20 protein-coding genes are annotated in these 20,252 nt (G+C 70.2%); 9 read left to right on the forward strand and 11 right to left on the reverse strand.

Translation table 11 applies throughout. The features are described from left to right. Window positions 1-21: 21 nt before the first annotated feature. The 4 genes from IEY26_RS05165 to aroA form a co-directional block, all read right to left on the reverse strand. On the reverse strand, window positions 22-1,440 hold the full coding sequence (locus IEY26_RS05165) for a sodium-dependent transporter (RefSeq protein WP_188976503.1): 1,419 nt from the start codon (window positions 1,438-1,440) through the stop codon (window positions 22-24). A gap of 75 nt (window positions 1,441-1,515) precedes the next feature. After that, entirely contained in the window at window positions 1,516-2,694 is a 1,179-nt protein-coding gene (gene aroC, locus IEY26_RS05170) for a chorismate synthase (RefSeq protein WP_188976505.1), read from the reverse strand. 183 nt (window positions 2,695-2,877) lie between these two features. Then, window positions 2,878-4,209 carry an alkaline phosphatase family protein gene (locus IEY26_RS05175; RefSeq protein ID WP_188976506.1) on the reverse strand — a complete coding sequence of 444 codons (1,332 nt, stop codon included), beginning with the start codon at window positions 4,207-4,209 and terminating at the stop codon, window positions 2,878-2,880. A 45-nt stretch (window positions 4,210-4,254) separates the two neighbouring features. After that, window positions 4,255-5,550, reverse strand: coding sequence for a 3-phosphoshikimate 1-carboxyvinyltransferase (gene aroA, locus IEY26_RS05180; protein WP_188976509.1), 1,296 nt, complete (start codon window positions 5,548-5,550; stop codon window positions 4,255-4,257). A 127-nt stretch (window positions 5,551-5,677) separates the two neighbouring features. Between aroA and IEY26_RS05185 the strand changes: the two genes are divergently transcribed. Beyond that, the gene (locus IEY26_RS05185; protein WP_188976511.1) at window positions 5,678-6,862 is read left to right on the forward strand and encodes a M24 family metallopeptidase; all 1,185 of its coding nucleotides are present in this window, start codon (window positions 5,678-5,680) and stop codon (window positions 6,860-6,862) included. 311 nt (window positions 6,863-7,173) lie between these two features. On the opposite strand, the gene IEY26_RS05190 is transcribed toward IEY26_RS05185, so the two are convergent. Beyond that, on the reverse strand, window positions 7,174-8,121 hold the full coding sequence (locus IEY26_RS05190) for a PAS domain-containing protein (protein WP_188976512.1): 948 nt from the start codon (window positions 8,119-8,121) through the stop codon (window positions 7,174-7,176). Between the two features lie 38 nt (window positions 8,122-8,159). Further along, window positions 8,160-8,735, reverse strand: a complete 576-nt coding sequence (locus IEY26_RS05195; RefSeq protein WP_188976514.1) for a HalX domain-containing protein — start codon at window positions 8,733-8,735, stop codon at window positions 8,160-8,162. Window positions 8,736-8,840: 105 nt separating this feature from the next. Here IEY26_RS05195 and IEY26_RS05200 point away from each other — a divergent pair, with 105 nt between their 5' ends. The 7 genes from IEY26_RS05200 to IEY26_RS05230 all read left to right on the forward strand — a co-directional run bounded on the left by IEY26_RS05200 (window position 8,841) and on the right by IEY26_RS05230 (window position 17,178). Beyond that, window positions 8,841-9,572 carry a prephenate dehydrogenase/arogenate dehydrogenase family protein gene (locus IEY26_RS05200; protein WP_188976516.1) on the forward strand — a complete coding sequence of 244 codons (732 nt, stop codon included), beginning with the start codon at window positions 8,841-8,843 and terminating at the stop codon, window positions 9,570-9,572. Continuing rightward, complete coding sequence (locus tag IEY26_RS05205; protein ID WP_188976518.1) at window positions 9,559-10,956, forward strand: small ribosomal subunit Rsm22 family protein; 1,398 nt, start codon at window positions 9,559-9,561, stop codon at window positions 10,954-10,956. The genes IEY26_RS05200 and IEY26_RS05205 overlap by 14 nt, the downstream gene beginning before the upstream one ends. A gap of 58 nt (window positions 10,957-11,014) precedes the next feature. After that, window positions 11,015-11,779: a 5'/3'-nucleotidase SurE gene (surE, locus tag IEY26_RS05210; RefSeq protein ID WP_188976520.1), complete on the forward strand. Its 765-nt coding sequence runs from the start codon at window positions 11,015-11,017 to the stop codon at window positions 11,777-11,779. 54 nt (window positions 11,780-11,833) lie between these two features. Then, window positions 11,834-12,517 carry a carbonic anhydrase gene (locus tag IEY26_RS05215; protein WP_188976522.1) on the forward strand — a complete coding sequence of 228 codons (684 nt, stop codon included), beginning with the start codon at window positions 11,834-11,836 and terminating at the stop codon, window positions 12,515-12,517. A gap of 26 nt (window positions 12,518-12,543) precedes the next feature. Beyond that, a complete protein-coding gene (locus IEY26_RS05220; protein ID WP_188976525.1) occupies window positions 12,544-13,029 on the forward strand; it encodes an Lrp/AsnC family transcriptional regulator in 486 nt (161 codons plus the stop codon). 163 nt (window positions 13,030-13,192) lie between these two features. Further along, window positions 13,193-14,677 carry a proton-conducting transporter transmembrane domain-containing protein gene (locus tag IEY26_RS05225; RefSeq protein WP_188976527.1) on the forward strand — a complete coding sequence of 495 codons (1,485 nt, stop codon included), beginning with the start codon at window positions 13,193-13,195 and terminating at the stop codon, window positions 14,675-14,677. Further along, on the forward strand, window positions 14,674-17,178 hold the full coding sequence (locus IEY26_RS05230) for a DUF2309 domain-containing protein (RefSeq protein ID WP_188976529.1): 2,505 nt from the start codon (window positions 14,674-14,676) through the stop codon (window positions 17,176-17,178). The genes IEY26_RS05225 and IEY26_RS05230 overlap by 4 nt, the downstream gene beginning before the upstream one ends. A 95-nt stretch (window positions 17,179-17,273) precedes the next feature. On the opposite strand, the gene IEY26_RS05235 is transcribed toward IEY26_RS05230, so the two are convergent. The 3 genes from IEY26_RS05235 to IEY26_RS05245 all read right to left on the reverse strand — a co-directional run bounded on the left by IEY26_RS05235 (window position 17,274) and on the right by IEY26_RS05245 (window position 18,703). Beyond that, window positions 17,274-17,477, reverse strand: a complete 204-nt coding sequence (locus tag IEY26_RS05235; protein ID WP_188976531.1) for a glycine zipper 2TM domain-containing protein — start codon at window positions 17,475-17,477, stop codon at window positions 17,274-17,276. Between the two features lie 105 nt (window positions 17,478-17,582). Beyond that, a complete protein-coding gene (locus tag IEY26_RS05240) occupies window positions 17,583-17,912 on the reverse strand; it encodes a chorismate mutase (protein ID WP_188976533.1) in 330 nt (109 codons plus the stop codon). Continuing rightward, window positions 17,846-18,703, reverse strand: a complete 858-nt coding sequence (locus IEY26_RS05245; protein ID WP_188976535.1) for a shikimate kinase — start codon at window positions 18,701-18,703, stop codon at window positions 17,846-17,848. The genes IEY26_RS05240 and IEY26_RS05245 overlap by 67 nt, the downstream gene beginning before the upstream one ends. 90 nt (window positions 18,704-18,793) lie before the next feature. On the opposite strand from IEY26_RS05245, the gene IEY26_RS05250 reads away from it, so the two are divergent. Beyond that, on the forward strand, window positions 18,794-19,225 hold the full coding sequence (locus IEY26_RS05250; RefSeq protein ID WP_188976537.1) for a DUF5796 family protein: 432 nt from the start codon (window positions 18,794-18,796) through the stop codon (window positions 19,223-19,225). 34 nt (window positions 19,226-19,259) lie between these two features. Here IEY26_RS05250 and IEY26_RS17645 read toward each other — a convergent pair whose 3' ends face one another. After that, complete coding sequence (locus IEY26_RS17645) at window positions 19,260-19,394, reverse strand: DUF7128 family protein (protein ID WP_268239798.1); 135 nt, start codon at window positions 19,392-19,394, stop codon at window positions 19,260-19,262. A gap of 25 nt (window positions 19,395-19,419) precedes the next feature. Next, window positions 19,420-20,220: a class I SAM-dependent methyltransferase gene (locus tag IEY26_RS05255; RefSeq protein WP_188976539.1), complete on the reverse strand. Its 801-nt coding sequence runs from the start codon at window positions 20,218-20,220 to the stop codon at window positions 19,420-19,422. Window positions 20,221-20,252 lie beyond the last annotated feature (32 nt).

Below are 20,252 nucleotides of genomic sequence, written 5' to 3' on the forward strand. Positions count from 1 at the left end.
GGCGGCGTAAGAGTGGTGTGGCTACTCGCGGCGGTTCCGGCGGCGCGGCGCGCGGGCGCGTCGGCGGAGGAGCCACCCCGCCGCGCCGAGGACGGCGAGCGTCACGAGGAGTCCGGGAAGCGTCCAGAGGCCGGCGAGGAGTCGGTCGACGGTGAGCGACCACGCGGGTCGGGCGACGCCCGCGACCTTCAGGGCGACGAGTACGGGGAGGAGCACGGGGAGCGCGTACTTCACGACCGGGTACGCGCGGCCGAGCTCCCGCTCCGCCGTGTCGTTCGGCGCGACCCACGTGAAGACGACGGCGATGAGGAACGCCGTGACGGGGAGAGCGAGCGTCCCCACGGACTCGTCGAGGACGTCGAGGAAGGGGACGTCGCCGAGCGCGAACCCGGACGGGCCGTAGCTCAGCGCGGACGGAACGCCGAGGAGGAAGACGCCGGTCGTGAGGGCGAGCGTCGCCTTCGCGCGCGACCACTCGAAGGACCGCGTCGCGGCGGCGACGCCGACTTCGAGGAGGCTCACGGCTGAGGTGAGCGCGGCGAAGAAGAGCAGACCGAAGAACGCGACGCCGACGGCGCGACCCCCGGGCATCGAGGCGAATGCGCGCGGGAGCGTCGTGAAGGCGAGTTCCGTCCCCGCGGTCGGTGCGAGGCCGAGCGTGAAGACGACGGGGAAGATGACGAGACCGGCCGTGATGGCGATGGCGACGTCCGCGACGGTGATGACGACCGCGGACCGCCAGAGGTCCGTGTTCTCGTCCATGTAGGCGGCGTACGTGAGCATGATACCCTGGCCGACGGAGAGCGAGAAGAACACCTGGCCGACCGCTGCCGACCAGACGCCGGGGTCGGCGAGCACCGAGAGGTCGGGAGTGAAGAGGAACGCGAGCGCGTCGGCGAACCCGGGGAGCGTCGCCGCGTAGACCGCGAGCCCCGCGATGACGACGAAGACGACCGGCAGCACGACTTTCACGAGTCGCTCGATGCCTTCCTTCACGCCGAGGGAGACGATGCCGCCGGTCGCGACGGTCGTGACGACGAACGCGGCCACCGGCCACCACGTCCCCGTGAACCCCGCGAAGGAGAGGTCGACGCCGAGGAGCGTCGCCACGAGGAAGCCGAGCACCCACCCGGTGAGCACGAGGTAGTACGAGAGGATGACGAGGACGCTCCCCGCGACCACCCAGCCGAGCGCCGTGTAGTTCACGCCGACCCCACGGAACGCCGAGACGACGTCGGTGCGGAGCGCGCGCCCGACCGCGAACTCGAAGACGAGGAGGGGGACGGCGAACGCGAACGCCGCGATCAGATAGGGTACGAGGTACGCGCCGCCGCCGTTCTGCCCCAGCACCGCCGAGAACCGCCAGATGTTTCCTAGCCCGACAGCCGCGCCGATGGACGCGAGGAGGAACCCGAGATTCGACGACCAGCGCTCTGCCATACCTACTTCCGGAGTCCGAACCGCGAAAAGCATTCTCCCCCGGTCACCGCGTGATTGGCCGCCGGCCGACCCGACCTACTCCCGCCGCGGGTTACTCGGGTGGTAGTCGGTGTCGTACTCGCCGACGTCGCCGTCGAGGCGGTCGGGGTTCAGGCGGCCGCCGAGCAGGAGGAAGTCGAGCGCGACCAGCCGACACATCGCCTCGACCACGGGGACGCCGCGCGGCGGCAGGACGGGGTCGTGGCGGCCGATGACCTGTTCTTCCGTCTCCTCGCCGGTCTCCCAGTCCGCCGTCGTCTGCGTCTTCGGAATCGACGTCGGCGCGTGCAGCGTCAGTTCGCCGAACACCGGCTGTCCGGTCGTGATGCCGCCCTGGACGCCGCCGTGGTCGTTTCCGACCGGGATCGGGTCGCCCTCCTCGGCGTTGATCTCCTCGCGCTCGCCCTCGTAGAACGTCCAGTCCTCGTTCCGCTCGCTCCCCGTGTACTCTCGCGCCTCCGTCCCGAGGCCGAACTCGAAGGCCGTCGACGCCGGCACCGACATGAGCGCCTGCCCGAGTCGCGCCTCGAAGCTGTCGAACCGCGGCGAGCCCAGCCCTCGGGGGAGACCGCGAACCTCGAAGTAGATGCTCCCGCCGATGGAGTCGCCTTCTTCTTGGTAGTCCTCGATGAGTTCCTGCATCTCCGCGGCGGCGTCCGGGTCCGCACACCGCACGTCGTTCTCCTCCGCGTGCTCCAGCATGTCCTCCCAGGTGACGTCGCCGGCTTCGACGTCGCCGATCTGGTTCACGTGCGCCTTCACCTGGATGTCCTGCGAGCGCAGAATCTTCTTCGCCACCGCCCCCGCGGCGACCCAGTTCACCGTCTCGCGCGCCGACGACCGCCCGCCGCCGCCCCAGTTCCGCGTGCCGAACTTCGCCGAATACGTGTAGTCGCCGTGCGACGGCCGCGGTGCCGTGATGAAGGGCTCGTACTTCCCGGAGCGCGCGTCCTTGTTCTCGATGGTCATCCCGATGGGCGTCCCCGTCGTGTATCCGTCCTGAATCCCGGACTGAATGGTGACCTCGTCCGGCTCCCCGCGCGAGGTCGTAATCATCGACTGACCCGGCTTCCGCCGGTCGAGTTCGTACTGCACGTCCTCCTCCGTGAGCTCGAGCCCCGCCGGACACCCCGACACCGTCACGCCCATCCCCGGACCGTGGCTCTCCCCGTACGTCGTCACCTGAAAGAGCCGCCCGAATCGATTCCCGTTCATACTCTCCCTTATCTCGGCCGAGTAAAAGGCCTTGCACAACACGCAAAATCGGACCGACCGCGCGAAGGTTCAAGCCCGATGACGCGGCCACCCCCCCGTATGACGTGAGCGAGAACCGGGGCGGGCCGCGCGAAACCCGACGGCCGCCCGTCCCGGTGCCACCCACGGCCGTCGTGTTAGCCCTCACGCCACCTCGTCCAGCCGCGCGGCCGCGAACGGCACGAGCATCTCCGCCCTCGTCTGCCCTCCGTGCTGCCCGATGAGCCCCAGATGCTCGTCCGCGTACCACATCCCCTTCGACGCGTGGACGCAGACGAAGTCGGGCGCGCGCTCCGCGAACGCCCGCCCAAGCCCGCTCGGTATCTCACCGTCTGTCGAACCGGCTCGCACCGGTATCTCACCGTCTGCCGAGCCGGCTCGTACTGGCCCGAACAGCCCGGCGTCCACGTACTCCTCGCGCGTGTACGTCCGGCAGTCGAAGTCGCGCTCGAACGCCTCGCGGACGCGCCCGACCGTGCCGTCTTCCAGGTGGAGCTGGAGGTTCCGCGGGCTCCCCACGGGCGGAATCGGCTCGCCGTCCGCCCCGGCTCGGACGTGGTTCCAGAGCGGGTCGTACCCCCGGAGGTCGACGTTCTCTCCACCGGTGTCGACGTGGCCGTGGTCGGCGGTCAACACGAAGAGCGTGTCCGCCGCGACAGCCGGGTCGAGCCGGCCGACGAGCTCGCGCTCCACCGCCGCAGCGAGGCTCTCGGCCTGCGCGCGCGTCGCCGCCGTCCCCGGCCCGTCCTCGTGCGCGACGGCGTCAAGGTCCGGAACGTACGCGAGCGTGTAGCTCGCCGCTCCGTCGTCGACGGCTTCCAGCCGCTCCCGCACGCGGACGGCCATGTCCGCGACGCCGTAGTAGGGTATTCCGGTGGCCCCGACGCTCAGTCCGCCGTCGGACGCGCTCCCGATTATTTTCTCGGGCTCCACGACCGCCGAATCGACCCCCTCGGCGCGCTCGTAGACCGTCGACGCGTCGAGGAGCGCGTCCGCCCACTCGGGCGCGTCCGGGAACGCCTCGTCGACCGGGTCGCCGTCGAACGTCGTCCACGGGAGCGCCGCGACGACCGCCCCGAGCGCGTCGAGAGACTGGAACCACCCGAGCACGCCGTGCTCTCTCGGGGTGACGCCGGTGTGGAGCGTCGTAATCGCCGCCGCGGTCTCCGAGGGATACGTCGACGTCAGCGGTGTCACCGTCCCCGCGTCGGCGAGGCGTTCGAGGAGGGGAATCGCTGGCTCCGCGGCGCGCCACTGGTCGTAGCCGAAGCCGTCGAGGAGCACGACGACGACGTTCGAGACGTCGGTGTCGACGCCGTCGAAGACGTCACCGGGGAGCGTGTCGCCGGTGTCAGCGCCGAGCACGTCGAACGCCGTGTTCGGCACGCGGTGGAAGCCGTAGTCGCCGTAGGCGGGCGGAACGTAGGCGTCGTCGCCGCGGTCCGCCAAGTCGTCGGCCAGCGAATCCCGTCGCATACCCGACTTCGCGGACGCCGGGAATATGGAACTACTGCTCGCGTGCTACTCGTTCTCGTGTGCGACGCTGACGCCGAGGTCGTAGAGCTCGTCGAAGAACTGCGGGAAGGAGACCTCGACGTGTTCGGCGTGCGAGATCGTGGAGTCCCCGTCGGCGACGAGTGCGGCAGTCGCGAGCGCCATCACGATCCGGTGGTCGCCGTGGCCGTCGAGGACAGCGCCTTCGAGGTTACTCCCGTCACCGTGGACGACGAGCGCGTCGGGTTCCTCCTCGACGTCCGCGCCCATCTTCGCGAGCTCGCTCGCCATCGCGGCGACGCGGTCCGTCTCCTTGTAGCGGACGTGTTCGGCGTTCTCGATGCGCGTCGTCCCGTCGGCGGCCGCGCCGAGCACGGCAATGGTCGGCAGGAGGTCGGGGGTGTCGCCGACGTCCGCCGTGACGCCGGAGAGCGCGGACCGCTCGACGGTCGCCACGCCGTCCTCCGTGTTCCAGTCGACGCTCGCGCCCATCTCCTTGAGGACGTCGAGGATGGCGCGGTCGCCCTGCACGGACGGATAGAGGCCGCGGACGTCGACGCTCGGATCGCCGGCGAGCGCGCCCGCCGCGAGCAGGTAGGACGCAGAGGAGAAGTCACCGGGCACGTCGTACTCACCGTCGTCGGGCGCGTAGGACTGTCCGCCGGGCACGCGGTAGCCCTCGTCGGTCTCCGAGGCGTCGACGCCGAACGAGTCGAGGACGTCGAGCGTGATGTCGACGTACGGCGCGGACTTCAACTCCGTCGTCAGTTCGATGTCGATTCCGCGGTCCGTCACGGCACCGGCCATCAGGAGCGCGGTGACGAACTGGCTGGAGACGTCGCCGGGAAGCGCGACGTCGCCGCCGGCGATGGGGCCTTCGACGACGAGCGGCGCTTGGCCGTTCCCGCGCGTCGAGATTGCGCGCGCGCCGAGCTGTTCGAGCGCGTCGAGGAGCGCGCCCTGCGGCCGCGACCGCAGGCTCGCGTCCCCCGTGAGGACGGTCGCACCGTCGACGAGGCCGGCCGCGGCGGTGACGAGGCGCATCGTCGTCCCCGAGTTCCCGCAGTCGAGGATGTCCTCGGGGACTCCGGGCCGGCCGTCGAACCCGTCGATTTCCGCGGTCCCGTCGACGTCGACTGTGTCCCCGCCGAACGCCGACACCGCGCCCATCGTCTCTCGCGTGTCCGCGCTCCACAGCGCGTTCTTCACGCGCGTCGTCCCCGCCGTGTAGCCCGCGGCGAGCACCGCCCGGTGCGTGTAACTCTTCGACGGCGGCGCGTACGCCGACCCGTGAACGTCCGACGGTGAGACAGTGACCTGCATGTCCGAGGAGTCGACAGGAACCCCGGTAAACGTTCCGGGGTCGGCAACGGTTCGGCGGCTCCGACACTGCGTCCTCCGTTTAACCGCGACCCGTACGTTTTTCGAGCGGGCGAGCGGAAGAGCGAGTATGGCGAAGGATTTCTCGGCGCTCGACGCGTTTCTCGACGAACAGGGCTTCGACGGCTACCTCCTCGACGCGGATTCGACGGCGAGCGACCAGTACTACCTCTCGGGGTTCTTCGCGAACGACCCGTTCGTGACGCTGTACACGCCGGAGGAGACGGCGCTGCTCGTGTCGGGCTTGGAGTATTCGCGGGCGGTGGCGGAGTCGCGCGCCGACGTGGTGCGGAAACACCAGGACTACGAGTACGCCGAGCTGGTGCAAGAGCACGGGCAGGAGGAAGCCGGAGCGCGGGTGCGCGCGGCGTTCCTCGACGAGTTCGGCGTGGAGTCGGTGGCGACGAACCGGCGCTTCCCGCTCGCGACGGCGGACGGCCTGCGCGGCCGCGACGTCGACGTCACGGCGGACACGGAGGACACGGTGACGGACATCCGCGCCGTGAAGACCGAGGACGAACTCGACGCGATTCGAGAGGCACAGCGCGCGAACCAGGTGGCGATGGCGCGCGTCGACGAACTCATCACCGACGCTACCGTGGAAGGCGGGGAACTCCACTACGAGGGCGGGGTGTTGACGAGCGAGCGCGTGAAGCGCGAAGTCGACAAGACGCTCCTCGACGAGGGCTGTGCGGCCGAGGAGACCATCGTCGCCTGCGGCGCGGACGCCGCCGTCCCCCACAACTCGGGGAGCGGCCCGCTCCGCGCGAACGAGACCATCGTCGTCGACGTCTTCCCGAAGAACAAGGACACCCACTACAACGGCGACATGACGCGGACGTTCGTGAAGGGAGATCCCTCCGCCGAGGCCCGTGAGTTCTACGAACTCACCCAGCAGGCGTTCGACGCCGCGATGGACGCCCTCGAACCCGGCGCGACCGGTGCCGAGGTCCACGGCGCGGTCTGCGACGTCTACGAGAACGCCGGCTACCCCACGCTCCGCAGCGACCCCGACACCGACACCGGCTACATCCACTCCACCGGCCACGGTATCGGCCTCGACGTCCACGAAGCCCCCAGCGTCAGCCACCGCAGCGACGAACCGCTCCAGCCGGGCCACGTCGTCACCATCGAACCCGGCCTCTACGACCCCGACGTCGGCGGCGTTCGACTGGAGGACCTCGTCGTCGTCGCCGACAACGACCGGGGGTACGAGAACTACACCGACTACACGATGCAGATGGTGAGGGAGTAAGCGGTCCGGAGCGAACGAGCGACCGGAGGGAGCGAGTGAGTGAGAACCGCGAAACGGCGAGCGGTGGCGAGAACCGCGAAACGGCGAGCGGTGGCGAGAACGGAGTTCTCGCTCGCAACCGGAACGCGAAGCGTTCCGGTGACGGGAGCGACCGAGCGGGAGCGACACGCGAGCCAGCGCGGCCGAATAGACCACGAGAAAACGACGAGCGACCACAGGGAGTGAGAATCGCGTTGCTCGCGGTTCACTTCGTTCACCGCTCGCTTTCCCGCGGTTCTCGCTCGCGCCGTCGGCGCTCGCTCCGAACCGCGTTACCGCTGGTGGGGTTGGTTTTCGGAGGCGAGGGTGACGGAGTGGTTGACGAGGTCGTTCATGCGGGAGAGGGCGGCTTCGACTTCGTCGAGGTCGTCTCGGTCGCCGCTGGCTTTGGCGCGTTCGACCGCGTCTTGTGCGCGTCGGATGGAGTCGATGAGGTCGTAGGAGAGCATGTTGGTGAGCTCCATCAGGTGGCTGGATTCGGCGGAGCTCGCGTCTTCGGGGGTGGCGCGGAAGTGGACGGAGAGGCCGTCTTCGGAGGGGAACGCGCGGACTTCGAGGTGTTCGTCGACGGGGGGAAAGGTCTCGTCGAAGGTGACGGAGTCCTGGGTGGCGATGGCGCGGTGGTATTCGGTGTAGAAGGTGGTGCCGACGGCTTCGGGGAAGACCTCCCAGAAGTTCTCGCCGATGAGTGCTTCGGCGCGGGCGTCGAGGAGGCGTTCGGCTTCGGGGTTGACGTAGGTGAAGCGCCAGTCGCGGTCGAGCGCGAAGAAGGCGTCCGTGATGCGTTCGTAGACGTTCCGCGCGAGGTCGTTCAGCATCGCGACGTCCTGTTCTGCTTGGTAGCGTTCGGCGGCGTCGCGGACGGCGTTCGCGAGGGTTTCGACGGCGAGGTCGTCGCCGTCGTACATCTGGATGTAGTCGGTGACGCCGCGGGAGATGGCGTCGCTCGCGACGTTTTCGTCGCCGTCGCCGACGAAGAGGACGAAGGGGATGGCGGGGTCGGTGTCGCGGACGAGGTTCAGGAGGCCGAGGCCGTCGATGCCGTCGAGGGCGTACTCGCTGACGAGGCAGTCGACGGTGTCTTCGGAGAGCGCGTCGAGAACGGCGGAGCTGTCGGTGACAGCGGTAACATCGAACTCGCCGGTGGTTTCGAGGGCGTCGGCTCTCGCCTCGCCTTCGGTCCCCCCGGCAGCGTAGAGCACGCGGATCCCCTCGTCCATGCGTCCGTCTGTGTTTCTGGTCGTCGCGTCCTATATACTCACTGGCCCTCGCCGTCTTCGAGCGCGTGGAAGAGCGCCGCCATGTCGTCCGCGTCGAGCGAGTCGACGAGGTCGTCGAGGTCGCTTCTGAGGTCGTCGAGGCGCTCGCAGAGCTCGATGTAGGCGTCGTTCGATTCGAGCTCTCGCGTGGATTTCTCGGATTCGAGCGCGGCGCGTTTCGCGGCGAGCGAGAAGTATTCGCTGACCTCGTCGTCGTAGAGGCGGCGGGCGAGCAGGCGGTCGACGACGTCGTCGAGGTCGTCGCGCGTGACGGGCTTCACGAGGTAGGCGTCGAACCCCATCTCGAGAATGTCGAAGTCGGGGTCGACCGCGCTCACCATCGCGACCGGGGTATCGAAGCCGCGTTCGCGGATGCGTTCGAGAAATTCGTCGCCGCTCATCTCCGGCAGGCGCCGGTCGAGCAGGACGACGTCAACCTCGTCGTCGAACTGGTCGAGTGCGTCCGCCGCGGTGTTCGCCGTTCGCACTTCGTAGGCCTGCTGGAGCCATGTGGCGTAGAGTTCAGCCAGTTCGACCTCGTCTTCGACGACGAGGACTGTCGGTTTGTCCGTCATCCCCGTTCTCTTCATTCACACGCCGGGAGTTAAGTTTCCCCCTTCCGGGAGTCAGTTTCGGAGAGACGAACGGTTTTTGCCGGGCGGGCGGGTAGTCGCTGGCGTATGGAGGTACTCGTGGTGGGGGCTGGCGAGATGGGGCGGTGGTTCGCGGACGCGGTGGACGCGCCGGTCGCGTTCGCGGACGCGGACCGCGACGCGGCGGAAGCGGCGGCGTCGGCGCTCGACGCGCGCGTCGTGCCGCTCGACGGGGAGGAGTCGTTCGGCGTCGTCTGCATCGCGGTGCCGATGTCGGCGGCGGTCGACGCCATCGAGGCGCACGCGCCGCGCGCACAGCAAGCCGTCGTGGACGTGACGGGGCGGATGGCGGAGCCGCTGGCGGCGATGGCGCGCGTCGCGCCGGCCCGCGAGCGCGTGAGCTTCCACCCGCTCTTCGCGGGCGAGCACGCGCCGGGACGCATCGCGGTGGCGGCGGGCGCGCCGGGGCCGGCGACGGACGGCGTCAGACGCGACCTCGACGCCGCGGGGAACGAGCTCGTCGATATCGACCCGGGCGAGCACGACGAGGCGATGCAGACGATTCAGGGGCGGACGCACGCCGCGATTCTGGCGTTCGGTCTCGCGGCTGACGACGTCCCGGACGACCTCGCGACGCCCGTCTACGAGGAGCTCGTGGGCGTCCTCGACCGCGTCGGCGGCGGGAACCCCGAGGTCTACCGTGAGATTCAGTCGGTGTTCGGCGGGGCGAGCGAGGTGGCCGCGGCGGCGGAGCGCCTCGCCGCCGCCGTCGACGACCCGGAGGCGTTCGCGGAGGTGTACGACGATGCCGGTCGATAGGGACGCCGTCGTCTCGAACGCGAAGTACCTGCGGAACATTCGGCCGGTCGACCCGGACGAGATTTCGGAGTACGTCGAGGGCCACCCGCACGGCGCGGTCGTCCGACAGGTGCTCCGGGAGGAAGCGTGGGACCTCGGGCTGGTCGAACGCGAGGACGGGACGTTCGTTCCGGCGGACGACGACCCGGTCCGCATCGAGGACGCGGCGGTCGAGGGGCTGCCGAGCGAGTACGCGGCGGCGCTGGAGGGCGCGCTCGTCGAGCGCTACGGCGGCGAGTGGTACGCCGGCGCGACCGGGGACACCCTCCGGGAGTCGATTCGCCGGCTGAAGGAGGATTACTACCACGAGAACCCGGTGGAGTACGACCTAGACGCGGCGTTCGGCTACGCGCTCTACCACCTGCCGGATTTCTACGCGGCCGGCCGGTACGTCTTCGCGGACCTCGCGCGGGACGGCCGCGTGCCGCGGACGCTGCGCGTGCTCGACGTCGGCGCGGGCGTCGGCGGCCCGGCGCTCGGCCTGCTCGACGCGCTCCCCGAGGACGCGCTCGTGCGCTACGAGGCCGTGGAGCCGAGCGCGAGCACCGAACTCCTCGACCTCCTCCTCGACGAGACGGGGACGAACGTCCACCCGTCGATTCACGAGACGACCGCGGAGGCCTTCGACCCCGGGACGTACGATATCGTGCTCTTCGGGAACGTCCTCAGCGAGCTCGACGCCCCCGTCGCCGTCGTCGAGAAGTACCTCGACGCGCTCGACGACGACGGGACGCTCGTCGCCATCGCGCCGGCGGACAAGAACACCGCCATCCAGCTCCGCGAGGTCGAACGCGAGGTGGAGGCGAACGACTCTGCGACCGTGTTCGCGCCGGCGGTGCGGCTCTGGGAGGGGTACGCGCCGACGGATACGGGCTGGTCGTTCGACGAGCGCCCCGACGTGGAGCCGCCGCGGATTCAGCGCGAACTCGCGGAGCGCGCGGAGCGCCCGTCGGAGTTCCTGAACGAGACAGTAAAGTTCGCGTACTCGTTCCTCACCGTGGACGGCGAGCGGCGGTACGACGTCTCGCTCTCGCCGGGGCGGACGCTGCGGATGGCGGACAGCGGCGACCGCGTCACGAACCGCGTCGACGCCTTAGTCGGAAAGCTCAGCCGGAACCTCGCGGGCGGGGACGCGAACCCCCTCTTCCGCGTCTCCGACGGCTCCGAGCGCGTCGACCACTACGCCGTGCTCGTGCAGGAGACGAGCCTCAACGTCGCGCTCCGCACGGCCGAATACGGCGACCTGCTCTCCGTCGAATCCGCGCTCCTCCTCTGGAACGACGACGAGGGCGCGTACAACCTCGTCGTCGACGACGAAACGGTCGTCGACCCCGTCCCGCGGTGAGGAGAGGAAGGGAAGGGAAGGGACACCTCCTTATCGGGCGCGCCGCAAGCCCCGTGCAGTGACGCTCGACATTCTCCTCACGAACGACGACGGCATCGACAGTCCCGGGCTCCACGCGCTCGACGACGCGCTCTCCGAGATCGGGGACGTCACCGTGGTCGCGCCCGCGGAGAACAAGAGCGCGACGGGGCGCGCGCTCTCCCGGGACGTCGCCGTCACGGAGCGCGAGCGCGGCTACGCGGTCGACGGGACGCCCGCGGACTGCGTCATCGTCGGCGTCGAAGCCATCGGCCCCCGCCCGGACCTCGTCGTCGCCGGCTGTAACGCCGGTGCGAACATCGGAACGTACGTCCTCGGGCGTTCGGGGACGGTCTCCGCGGCGGTGGAAGCGGCGTTCTGCGACGTGCCCGCCATCGCGTCCTCGATGCTCCTCAAGAGCGAGGACTTCCAGCGAACCGTCGAGAAAGACGAGTACGCGGCCGCGGCGGACGCGACGCGATACCTCGCCGAGCACGCGTTCGACTCCGGCGTCTTCGAGGAAGCGGACTACCTCAACCTCAACGCCCCGCACCCCGAGAGCGACGTCCGCGGGATGCGGGTGACCGCGCCCGCGTCCGGCTACGACATGACCGCGAACCACCAGAAGGGCCGCATCAGCATCGACGACCGGATGTGGGACCGCATCGACGCCGACGCCATCACCGACCCGGAAGGGACCGACCGCCGCGCGGTCGTCGACGGCTTCCTCTCCGTGTCGCCGCTCACCGCCCCGCACTCGACGAGCCACCACGACCACCTCGACGCGCTCGTCGCCGACTACTGACGGCGCTCGTCGCCGACCACCAAGCACTAAGCGCGCGCACCGCCCCCGTCCGGTATGCAGGACGCGGTCGTCGACCTCCTCGACGCGAACGCCGAGCACGCACGCGAGTTCGCGGGTCGCTTCGACGACGTGCAGGACGCCCAGCGGCCCGCCGTCGTGAGCGTCTCCTGTGCGGACTCCCGCGTCCTCCACGACCACGTCTGGGGGAACGACGAACCGGGCCGCGTCTTCACGTGTAGCAACATCGGGAACCGCGTCTTCCAGCGCGTCGACGGGGAAGACGTCGTCTCCGGCGACGTCCTCTACCCCATCGAACACACGGGAACCGAGGTCGCGGTCGTCGTCGGCCACACGGGCTGCGGCGCGGTCACCGCGACGTACGACGCCGTCCAGGGGGTCCTCGACGAACCCGCGGGTATCGCGCGCTGCCTCGCCCTCCTCGAACCCCACCTCGCGCCGGGCGTCGACGCGCTCCCCGACGACCTCGGGCGCGCCGAGCGCATCAACCGCCTCGTGGAGTACAACGTCGACCGGCAGGTCGACCTCCTCCTCGCCAGCGACGACGTCCCCGACGCCGTGGACGTTCTCGGCGTCGTCTACGACTTTCAGGACGTCTACGACGGGGCGCGCGGGGAGGTGCACGTCGTCAACGTCGACGGCGAGACCGCGCCGGAGGCGATTCGTGAGGCGCACCCGGCTCTCGCCCACCGCATCGGCCGCCTCTGGACGGACGAATAAAGTAGGCGTGCCGCGCACAACCCTGTATGACCGGCGAAGACATCGACGACGTGGACAAGGCGATTCTGTACGCGTTGCAGGAAGACGCGCGGAACACGTCCTCGGGTGACATCGCGGAGCGAGCCGGAACGTCCGACAGCACCGTGCGAAAGCGCATCCGGCGGCTCGAATCCGACGGCGTCATCAAGGGGTACAGCGCGCAGGTCGACTACGAGAAGTCGGGGTATCCGCTCCGGATGCTCCTCTTCTGCACGGCGTCGATTCCGGAGCGCGGCGAACTCGTCCCGGAAATCCTCGCCATCGACGGCGTCGTCTCCGTCCAGGAGCTCGTCACGGGCGACGAGAACCTCCTGGTGACGATGGTTGGCGAGTCGGACAGCGACATCACGCTCGTCGCCCAAGAACTCCTGGAGATGGGGTTGACGGTCACGGACGAGGTGCTCGTTCGGAGTCACGAGACGACGCCGTTCGGCGGGTTCGACCCGGCGGCGCACGCCGAGCCCGACGGTTAACCCGGGCGAAACTCACCCGCCACGCCCCACGTGAACTATTACCATATCCTGCGTCCGCGGCAGTTTTTGCGAACGATTCGTTCGGTTGAGAAAGATTAATTACCGAGTCGTTCGTCCAATGCGGTAGACCGGCCGGTGCGGCGCGACCGGCCACGACCGATCGATGACGAAGGAACACACGCCCGTCGAACCGCTCTCGCCCCCGACGACCGACGACGACGCGCTCCCGCGGGCGCTGACGCGACTCGTCTGGGCGCTGTGGCTCGCGAGCGTCGTCGTCCTCGGCGCGCGCCTCTGGACCGGCGCGGACCTGACGCTCGGCGGCGTCCTCCGCGTGGACGGCCTGACCGCCGTGATGTGGGTCGCGGTCACCTTCTTCAGCGGCGTCGTCTACAGCTACTCGCGGCGCTACATGGCGGGCGACGCGAACGTCGACCGCTTCTTCGCCACGCTCGCCGCGTTCACCGCGTCCGTACTGGTGCTCGTCTCCGCCGACCACCTCCTCGTCTTCCTCGCCGCCTGGACCGCGATGGGTCTCGCGATGGCCCGCCTCATCGGCCACGTCGACGACTGGGAGAGCGCGCACGCCTCGGCCGCGCTCGCCCGCCGGTACTTCCTCGGCGGGAGCGGCCTCCTCGCTCTCGCGTTCGGCGCGCTCTGGTGGACGACCGGCGCGACCACCGTCTCCGGGGTCGCCGCCGCCATCGCGACGCTCCCGGAGTCCGTCGTCCTCGCCGTCGGCGGCGCGCTCGTCCTCGCCGCGATGGTGCAGTCCGCCCTCGTCCCCTTCCACCGCTGGCTCCTCTCCTCGATGACCGCGCCGACCCCCGCGTCCGCGCTCATGCACGCCGGCTTCGTCAACGCCGGCGGCGTCCTCCTCGTCCGCTTCGCTCCCGTCGTCACCGCCGACGACGCCCTCCCGCTCCTCGTCGTTCTCATCGGTGCCGCGAGCGCGCTGACCGGGAAACTCCTGAAGACCGTTCAGCCCGACGTGAAGGGCGCGCTCGGCTGCTCGACCGTCGGCCAGATGAGCTTCATGCTCATGCAGGCCGGCCTCGGCTTCTTCGCCGCCGCGCTCACCCACCTCGTCCTCCACGGCTTCTACAAGGCCTATCACTTCCTCTCCGCCGGCGGCGCGGTCGCCCGCGAAGCACCGGAGACGGCGACGGAGCGTTCGGCCGAGCGCTCGTCGAGCGCCGTCACGCTCCTCGTCGTCGCCCTCACCGGCCTCGTCGGCGGCGGCGTGTTCGCCCTCCTCACCGGCGAAGGGACCGAGGGCGGCAGCGGCCTCCTGCTCGTGCTCCTCGTCGTCCTCACCGTCCTGCAGGCCGCGCGCGACGTCGCCGCGCGCGCCGACCTTCCGGCCGCGATTCGGTACGCCGGCGTCCCGCTCGTCGCCCTCCCCGCCATCGGCGTCTACGCCGGCGTCTACACCGTCGTCCACGGGCTCCTCGCCGGCCTGCCCGGCGTCGGCCACCCGGAGCCGCTGACGCCCGTCCACGGCGTCGTCGCCGCCGCCTTCCTCGTCGTCTACCTCGCCGTCGAGACCGGCCTCTACCGGTGCAGCGCCCGGCTCTACGTCGCACTCCTGAACGCGGCGCGGCCGAGCGCCGGGACGCTCCTCACCGACACGGAGGACTACCAATGACTACTGACACCGCAGTCGAGGAGAGCATCGACGCGGCCGCCGACGCGGTCGGCTCCGCGTGGCCGATTCACTCGTTCGTCACTGCGAACCCGCTCGCGGGCTTCGAGGACCGGCCGTTCCACGAGGCCGTCGCCGCCGGCGAACGCCGCCTCGACGGCGACGGCTACCCCAGCGCCGACACCTTCCGCAATGCCTGGGAAGCCGGCGAAATCGACGGCGACGAGCTCCGCGACCGCCTGACCGACGCCGGCTACGCCCCCGACCCCGAGGCCGCGCTCGACCGGCTCGCCGACGCCGAATCCGAAGCGACGACCACCAACACGACCGACGCCGCCACGACCGACGCCGACGCCGAGACGGCGACTGACCGCGTCGACGCGGTCGTGTCGAAGTGGCTCGCCGCCTTCCTCGACGAGGGCCGCGCGGAGTGGCCGATGCCGAACCGGAGTCAGGGGTTCTACGCGGCGTTCCGGACCGTCGCCCCCCACGACGGCGACATCCCCGGGCGCGACGCGCTCGCCGACCTCCCGGACGACCCCTTGGACGCGATTCGCGACGCGCTCGCGGACGTGCCCGTCGGAGAGTGGCGGGACGTCTTCGAGTACCACCTCACCGCGCTCCCCGGCTGGACGGGGTTCGTCAAACACCGCGCCGAGGCCGACGGCGACTGGCAGGAGGCACACCCAATCACGCTCGGAGGCTACCTCGCCGTCCGCCTCGCGCTCGTCGACCGCTTCGACGCCCCGCTCACCCCCGAGGACGCGGACGCGCCCGCGGCCGACGACCCCGACGAGTCCGGCGAGTCCGGCGTGCCGCTCGCCCACGCGTGGCTCGCCGCCTGGGAGGCCACCTACCGCGACTCCCTCACCGACGCCGTCGCCGCCGAGAGCGCCGCACTCGCCGATACGGGAGCAGGCGAAGACGGGAGCGACGGGGAGCGCCCGGACGCCCAACTCGTCTTCTGTATCGACACGCGCTCGGAGATTCTCCGCCGGCACGTCGAGGAAGCGGGGGACTACGAGACCTACGGCTACGCGGGCTTCTTCGGCGTGCCGATGCGCTTCGAGGGGTACGACGCCGCGCTCGCGACCGACGCCTGCCCGCCGATCGTCGACGCCGAACACTACGTCGCCGACCGCCCGCGCCCGGAGGATGCAGAGACGCACGAGACCGCCGAATCGCGCCGGAGCCTCCTCGAAGCCGGCGCGGAAACTATCGAGGACCTCCGGAAGAACGCGGCGACCGCGTTCAGCTTCGTCGAGAATACTGGTGTTGCCTACGGCGCGGCGCTCGCCGCGCGGACGCTCCTCCCCAACCGCGTCTACGACGCCCTCGAACGCGTCGACGACCGCGTGCCCGACGCCCACGAGTTCTGCGAGCCCACCGTCGACTACAACCCCGACGGCGTCCACGGCCTCCGCGAGGGCCTCACACGCGACGAACAGGTCGAGTACGCCGCGAACGCGTTCGAGCTCATGGGCCTCACCGATCTCTCCCGGCTCGTCGTCTTCACCGGCCACGCGAGCGACACGACGAACAACCCCTTCGATTCCAGTCTCGACTGCGGCGCGTGCGCCGGCAACCCCGGCGGCCCGAACGCCCGCGTGCTCGCCGCCATCTGTAACGACGACGCCGTACAGCGGGAACTCCGCGAGCGCGGCATCGACATCCCCGAGGATACCGTCTTCCTCGCCGCCGAACACGACACCACCACGGACGCCGTCGAACTCTACGACGGTGACGTCCCCGAGACCCACGCCGACGACGTCGAATCCCTCCGCGCCGACCTCGCGACCGCTCAGGCGGACGCGGCCGCCGAACGCGCCCGCGACATGGGCGTCGACATCGACGAATCCGACGCCGGGACGGGTGTTCGCGAGGTCGAGCGCCGCGCCGCCGACTGGGCGGAGACACGGCCGGAGTGGGGGCTCGCCGGGAACGCCGGCCTCGTCGTCGGCCCGCGCGCTCTCACCGACGACCTCGACCTCGACGGCCGCGTCTTCCTCCACTCCTACGACTGGACGACGGACGAGAGTGGAGAGGCGCTCGCCGCCATCTTCGCCGGCCCGCTCGTCGTCACCCAGTGGATTAACACGCAGTACTACTTCGCCGCCGTCGACAACGCCGCCTACGGCAGCGGGTCGAAAATCACGCAGAACCCCGTCGGGAACGTCGGCGTCTATCAGGGGAACGGCGGCGACCTCCGCACCGGCCTCCCGCGCGAGTCACTCTTCGCCGCCGACGGCACCCCCTACCACCGCCCGCTCCGCCTCTCCGCCGTCGTCCACGCGCCCAGAGAACAGGTGCGCGACGCCGTCGCCGCGAACGAAACTGTCGCTGCACTGCTCGGCAACGAGTGGCTCTCGCTCACCGTCGTCGACCCGACCCGCGACCACCGCGCCTTCCGCTACGAAACCGAGGGCTGGACGCCGCTCGATGAGGAAAAGACCGCCGAGCCGACCGCGAAGGGAGCCCCGACGCCGAGCGTCGCCGACGACTGACCCCGCGACCGAGACGACCGCGGCGGCGACGCCGCGGCTGACTGGCGACCCGACACACTGCGACACGAGACCGGGTCGGTGACCCGGGAAGAGACTCAGTCCGCCTTCTCGGAGTACTTCTCGTACGCGCTCTTCGCCGTGGTGCTCGTCTCGCCGACGAACGCGCCGACGAGCCCGCCGACTGCGCCGCCCGTGCTCGCCGCGTTCCGGCTGAGGAGGCCGCCGACGCCCGCGCCGACCGCGGCACCGATCGCTGCGTACTTCGCTCGACCGACCGCTCGCGTAATTCGTTGCCTCATACTCGACAATACGACCGGGTGGCATAAAACTCGTCCGGCCACCGCGACACTCGCCCCCGGAGCCGACTCCCGGCCGCGTCGCGACACGACGCGGTGGTTGAAAGGCTATCGGCTCTCGCGCTGTTCGATCTTGTTCAGTTCGATGAGGAGGCGGAAGATGGCTTTCACCATGTTGGAGTCGACGTCGTAGCGCTCGGCGTACTTGCCGGCGCGCTCCATGACGGCTTCCTCCTGGGTCTCGTCGGTGGTCGCGAGGTCGCGTTCCTCTTTCACGCGCGCGACGGAGTCGGCGACGTACGTGCGCCGCGCGATGAGCTCGACGATGTCGTGGTCGATCCCCTCGATCTCCGCGCGCAGCTCGTCGAGGCTCATGTCGTCCGCGCGCCGTCGTTCCTCGTCCGTACCAGTCTCGTCGTTCCGGTCATTTCGTCCCATGAGTTGCGTATCTCCGTGAGTGCGTCTTCGTCGCCGATGGCGACGTAGCTCGGGCCCGTCCCGGAGAGGGAGACGCCGTCGGCCTCCGGGAGCGCGGCGAGCATCGGCTCGGTCTGTCGGTCGAGCGCGGCGCAGAACGCCCAGCCGTTGACGGTCATCGCCTCCCCGTACCGGCCGGCGAGCGCGAGCTCCTCCACGACGTCGGCGGTTCCGGCGACGCGCTGGCAGCGCGCGGTGTCCGCGTCCGCGCTGTACGCGCGCTCGTCGGGCGTGTAGACGAGCGCGTGCGCGTCGAGTTCGTCGCGGGCGACGAGCGCGTCCTCGGTGTTGTTCGTGACGGTGACGCCGCCGAGCATGCTCGCGGAGGCGTCGTCGAACGCGCCCGTCACGGTCACGCCGGTCTCCCGGGCGGCGCGCACGCCGACGCGGCAGGCGTCCTCGCGCGACACCTCGTCCGCGCGGCCGAGCGCGTCGAGCGTCGCGAGCACGGTCGCGTTCGCCGCGGCGCTCGAACTCTTCAACCCCGACGCCATCGGAATCTCGCTCTCCGTCTCCACGACGCCGCCGGGGTCGCTCTCGCCGTACGCCGCGACAGTGAGTTCGACGCAGCGCTCGACGAGCGACGTGTCCGCGTCCGCGTCGCCGGCGACCCGGCCCTCGACCGACGACTGCTCGGGTTCGAGCGTCACGGACGCCGTCACGTCGAGGTCGATGGCGAACGCCGACCCGACGCCCGTCGCGAGCGCGCACAGTACGGTTCCGGCTCCGGGCGCGATGGCGCGACCGTCCATGCGGGAGAGAGTCACAGCGGACAGTTAGCGCCTTCGGTCGTGACAAACGCGACTCGGCGCGCTTTTCCGGCGCGCGAGCGAACGACGGGTATGACGCAGCGCACCGAACGCGCCCCGGACCCGCTCACCGTCGAACTCGACGCCGAAGGCGTCTTCGTCGAGTACGCGGACGGCCGTCGCGTCTTCTACAACGGCGTCCCCGAGAAGCGCGACGGGAGCGTGCGCACCGCCCCCGAACGCGACGTCCACGTCCTCGTCACCGACGCCGAAGGCGAAGAAGGCGTGCTCGTCTACGTGAACGACCGGAAGACCGACGACGCCATCCTCGAGGAGTCCGGCGTGGGCCGCGTCCTCCTCGACGCCGGCGACGAAGAATCGATCTTCCCGGGCGTCGTCGCGCGACAGGAGGGGTACGCGGTCGAGATCACCGCCGACCTCGACGAGGTCAGCGGCCGCGTCTTCGTCTTCGAGGAGTCCGACCTCGCCGAGTACGCCTACGAGATCGTCCGCTCGACTGACTGACGACGCTCGCCGGCGACCGCCGAACCGCGGTCGGTCACTGGATGTAGGAGGGGTCTTCGGCGTCGCAGTTCGCTTCGTGTGACTCCGCGTCCTCGACGTTGTCGAAGAGGAGGCCGCATTTCTCGCACTCGTACCACGTCATCCCGTCACGCGTGGTCTCGGTCACCATGTTCACGTTTCCGTCGGGAGACGGTTTAGTCGTTGTCCCCCCTCAACTGCTTCCGGAGTTCGACGACGTAGTGCGGCGTGTCGGCGGCCGGTTCGGCGTCGGCGACACGCCACTCGGTCCCGGCGGCGGCATCGCGGAATCGGTCGGGCGCGTAGAGCGTGAACGCGAGCGTGCGCCCGACCTCGCCGTCGTACTCGACGCGGAACGCGCGGGAGGCGAGGCCGTCGCGGGGGTCGTCGCGGTAGCCGAAGAGGCGGTCGGCGTCGGCGTGCTCGGGGTCGAAGGCGTCGACGAACGCGACGCCGGCGTCGTCCGTGACGCGCGCGAACTCGTCGAGGACGTCCGTGAACGTCGTTCCCGGCCGGTTGAGCGTCGCCTGCGTGCCGATGCAGTGGACGCCGCGGAACGCGTCCGCGGGGACGGCGAGGTCGAAGAGATCCATCTCCGCGGCGTGCACGACGCCCATCTCGCGCGCCGCGCATACCGCGTTCGGCGACGCGTCCGCGGCCAGCGTCGTGACGCGTTCTTGCAGCCAGCGCGCGTGCTGGCCGGCCCCGCAGCCGACGTCGAGCACGCGCCCACCAGCGTTGGCGAGTCGGGAGAGCCGCGCGGGCACGTCCTCGCTCGCGGGGTTCGGCCCGTCGAAGTAGTTCTCGAAGACCCGAGCGCGTTCGCGGCGCTCGCCACCGACACCTTCGCCGTTCGCGTGTTCCGCGTCGTTTCGCGGGGCGTCCGCCTCGGCGGTGACGTACTCGCACGCGCCGCGCTCGTAGTCGCCGCGGGCGTAGTCGAGCATCGCGCGACCGAGTGGGTCTGGTCGGCCCATACTCGGACTTGCCGCTACTCGTGTGAAAAGCT

It is taken from the genome of Halocalculus aciditolerans (genome assembly GCF_014647475.1).
Lineage (GTDB): Archaea > Halobacteriota > Halobacteria > Halobacteriales > Halobacteriaceae > Halocalculus > Halocalculus aciditolerans.

Coding starts and splice junctions, on each gene's coding strand:
- IEY26_RS05190 (WP_188976512.1), bottom strand. CDS start 8,121: ATGGACGAGGGGATCCGCGTGCTCTACGCTGCCGGGGGGACCGAAGGC.
- IEY26_RS05245 (WP_188976535.1), bottom strand. CDS start 18,703: ATGGACGGTCGCGCCATCGCGCCCGGAGCCGGAACCGTACTGTGCGCG.
- IEY26_RS05220 (WP_188976525.1), top strand. CDS start 12,544: ATGACCGGCGAAGACATCGACGACGTGGACAAGGCGATTCTGTACGCG.
- IEY26_RS05240 (WP_188976533.1), bottom strand. CDS start 17,912: ATGGGACGAAATGACCGGAACGACGAGACTGGTACGGACGAGGAACGA.
- aroC (WP_188976505.1), bottom strand. CDS start 2,694: ATGAACGGGAATCGATTCGGGCGGCTCTTTCAGGTGACGACGTACGGG.
- IEY26_RS05235 (WP_188976531.1), bottom strand. CDS start 17,477: ATGAGGCAACGAATTACGCGAGCGGTCGGTCGAGCGAAGTACGCAGCG.
- IEY26_RS05185 (WP_188976511.1), top strand. CDS start 5,678: ATGGCGAAGGATTTCTCGGCGCTCGACGCGTTTCTCGACGAACAGGGC.
- aroA (WP_188976509.1), bottom strand. CDS start 5,550: ATGCAGGTCACTGTCTCACCGTCGGACGTTCACGGGTCGGCGTACGCG.
- IEY26_RS05255 (WP_188976539.1), bottom strand. CDS start 20,220: ATGGGCCGACCAGACCCACTCGGTCGCGCGATGCTCGACTACGCCCGC.
- IEY26_RS05175 (WP_188976506.1), bottom strand. CDS start 4,209: ATGCGACGGGATTCGCTGGCCGACGACTTGGCGGACCGCGGCGACGAC.
- IEY26_RS17645 (WP_268239798.1), bottom strand. CDS start 19,394: ATGGTGACCGAGACCACGCGTGACGGGATGACGTGGTACGAGTGCGAG.
- IEY26_RS05200 (WP_188976516.1), top strand. CDS start 8,841: ATGGAGGTACTCGTGGTGGGGGCTGGCGAGATGGGGCGGTGGTTCGCG.
- IEY26_RS05230 (WP_188976529.1), top strand. CDS start 14,674: ATGACTACTGACACCGCAGTCGAGGAGAGCATCGACGCGGCCGCCGAC.
- IEY26_RS05205 (WP_188976518.1), top strand. CDS start 9,559: ATGCCGGTCGATAGGGACGCCGTCGTCTCGAACGCGAAGTACCTGCGG.
- IEY26_RS05195 (WP_188976514.1), bottom strand. CDS start 8,735: ATGACGGACAAACCGACAGTCCTCGTCGTCGAAGACGAGGTCGAACTG.
- IEY26_RS05165 (WP_188976503.1), bottom strand. CDS start 1,440: ATGGCAGAGCGCTGGTCGTCGAATCTCGGGTTCCTCCTCGCGTCCATC.
- IEY26_RS05225 (WP_188976527.1), top strand. CDS start 13,193: ATGACGAAGGAACACACGCCCGTCGAACCGCTCTCGCCCCCGACGACC.
- IEY26_RS05250 (WP_188976537.1), top strand. CDS start 18,794: ATGACGCAGCGCACCGAACGCGCCCCGGACCCGCTCACCGTCGAACTC.
- IEY26_RS05215 (WP_188976522.1), top strand. CDS start 11,834: ATGCAGGACGCGGTCGTCGACCTCCTCGACGCGAACGCCGAGCACGCA.